At 74.3% G+C, this 2,092-nt stretch carries 2 protein-coding genes; one reads left to right on the top strand and one right to left on the bottom strand.

Annotated elements, in window-relative coordinates; all coding sequences use genetic code 11:
• Positions 1-1,075, bottom strand: a 1,075-nt coding sequence (bioB, locus tag AC2CJA_RS26335) for a biotin synthase BioB (RefSeq protein ID WP_484605164.1), incomplete at its 3' end; no start/stop codon positions are given.
• Between the two features lie 149 nt (positions 1,076-1,224).
• Between bioB and AC2CJA_RS26330 the strand changes: the two genes are divergently transcribed.
• The coding region (locus tag AC2CJA_RS26330) for an aminotransferase class I/II-fold pyridoxal phosphate-dependent enzyme (RefSeq protein ID WP_484605163.1) at positions 1,225-2,092 on the top strand (868 nt) is incomplete at its 3' end.

The raw sequence follows: 2,092 nt of genomic DNA, 5'->3' as shown, positions 1-2,092 counted from the left end.
GCCCGCAGCCCCCGCCGGCTCCCGCGCCGCCGTGTCCGCCGCAGCCTTCGCCGGACGCGGCGAGCGCGTCGGCCCGGTGTTCCGGCAGCGTCCGCTCCCCGGCGCCCTCCACCTCGAAACCGGCGTCGGCGATCATCTCCAGGTCGGCCCTGCCCGCCTGGCCCTCGCTGGTGAGGTAGTCGCCCAGGAAGATGGAGTTGGCCAGATGCAGGGCCAGCGGCTGCATCGACCGCAGGTGCACCTCGCGTCCGCCCGCCAGCCGGACCTCCACATCGGGGCAGACGAAGCGGACCATCGCCAGGATGCGCAGGCAGCGCTGCGGCGTGAGGTTCCACTCCTTCGCCAGCGGGGTCCCCTCGAAGGGGATGAGGAAGTTCACCGGCACCGAGTCCGGATCCAGTTCGCGCAGCGAGAAGACCACGTCCACCAGGTCCGTATCCGACTCGCCCATGCCCGCGATCAGCCCCGAGCAGGCCGACAGCCCGGCCGCCTGCGCCTGATGGACCGTCTCGACACGGTCGGCGTAGGTGTGGGTGGTGGTGATCTCCCCGTAGGTCGCCTCGGAGGTGTTGAGGTTGTGGTTGTAGGCGTCCGCACCCGCCTCGCGCAGCCGCTCGGCCTGGCCGCCGGAGAGCAGGCCGAGGCAGGCGCACACCTCCACGCCCTCGTTCTGCTCCTTGATGGCGGCGATGGTCCGCGTGACCCGGTCCACGTCCCGGTCGGTGGGACCGCGCCCGCTGGCCACCAGGCACACCCGCTTGGCGCCCCCGGCCACGCCCGCGCCGGCCGCCGCCGCGGCCTCCTGGGGTCCCAGCCAGGTGTACTTGAGGATGTCGGCCTTCGACCCCAGTCGCTGCGAGCAGTACGAGCAGTCCTCCGGGCACAGCCCGGACTTCAGATTGACCAGGTAGTTGAGCTTCACCCGCCGGCCGAACCACTGGCGCCGCACCCTCCCGGCCGCGGCCACCACATCGAGTAGTTCGTCGTCGGAGGTGGCCAGTACGGCCAGTGCCTCGTCACGCGTGGGCAGCTCGCGCCGCAGCCCCTTGTCCACCAGCGTCTTCAGCAGGTCCATGGCGTTGATCCTCGCCTACGCGCCCGCCCGCGGCCAAGGACGAACCCCCACAACCGGGCGTGCGGAAGGTGTGTGTGTCGCCACACCCTGTACGGGTCCGTCCACCACTACCTTTGGGCGGAACCGACAGAAGGCGAGGACGGCCCGCCATGCCGCAGGAGCACCGCAGCACACCGGACCCGTTCGACTGGATCGACGAGCACGCCGAACTGCGCCGCCGCGCGGGCCTGGTGCGCTCCCTGCGCCCCCGGCCCGCAGGCTCGGGGCCGCTCGACCTCGCCGGCAACGACTACCTGGGCCTGGCCCGTCACCCGGAGGTCGTCGCCGCCGCCTCGGCCGCCGCGCGCCGCTGGGGCGCGGGCGCCACCGGCTCACGCCTGGTCACCGGCACCACCGAACTGCACACCGAACTGGAGGCGGAGCTCGCCGACTTCTGCGGCTTCGAGGCAGCCCTGGTGTTCTCCTCCGGCTACGCGGCCAACCTCGCCGCGGTCACCGCCCTGACCGGCCGGGGCACGCTGGTGGTCTCCGACGCCGCCAACCACGCCTCCCTGATCGACGGCTGCCGGCTGTCCCGGGCGGAGACCGCGGTCGTCCCGCACTCCGACCCCGGGGCCGTGGGCAAGGCGCTCGACGGCTTCCCCGGCCGGGCCGTGGCCGTCACCGACACCGTCTTCTCCGCCGACGGCGACGCCGCGCCGCTGGCCGAGCTGGCCGCCGTCTGCCGCGGTCACGGAGCCGCGCTGCTGGCGGACGACGCGCACGGCCTGGGCGTCCTGGGCGACGGCGGCCGGGGCGCCCTCCACGCGGCGGGACTGGCGGGGGCCCCGGACGTGGTGGCCACCGCCACGCTGTCGAAGTCGCTCGGCAGCCAGGGCGGTGCCGTCCTCGGCCCGGCCCGGGTGATCGACCACCTGGTCAACACCGCCCGCACCTTCGTCTTCGACACCGGCCTGGCCCCGGCCGCCGCCGGCGCCGCACTCGCCGCGCTGCGGCTGCTGCGGGCCGAGCCCGGCC

The organism is Streptomyces sp. ATLC9, from assembly GCF_057196705.1.
This window is presented reverse-complemented; position numbering and strand designations above follow the sequence as displayed.